Genomic DNA, 336 nt, shown 5'->3' with positions numbered 1-336 from the left:
CGTGTGACTAAGCAGGAAATCACAGGCAAAGGCGGCAAGCCAATTGAAACAGTAACTACCAATGTTCCAACGGAAAGCTACCTTGCAGCAAGGGAGCAGGCTTTAAATGATTACTGATCCAGCACGTGAGCTTGCGATTCGTATTGAGGCTCAAGAGGACTTGTATTTCTTTTCTCGATACATGTTCAAAGAACGCCGCAAGTACAAATGGATGCACAACTGGCATCATCGGGTTGTTTGTGATGCTTTAATGAAAGTATTTCGTGGTGAAACTAAGCGTTTAATCATTAATATTCCGCCACGTTATTCCAAGACTGAATTGGCTGTGATTAATTT

1 pseudogene is annotated in these 336 nt (G+C 42.3%); it reads left to right on the top strand.

The annotated features are described in order from the left end of the window. Positions 1-106: 106 nt before the first annotated feature. A pseudogene (locus OKC24_RS20005) lies at positions 107-336 on the top strand (phage terminase large subunit); the annotation flags it as partial.

This window comes from Acinetobacter entericus, assembly GCF_026168575.1.
In the GTDB taxonomy this organism is placed as follows: Bacteria; Pseudomonadota; Gammaproteobacteria; order Pseudomonadales; family Moraxellaceae; genus Acinetobacter; species Acinetobacter bouvetii.
Note: the sequence above shows the minus strand (reverse complement) of the source record. Positions and strands in the feature narration are given on the sequence as shown.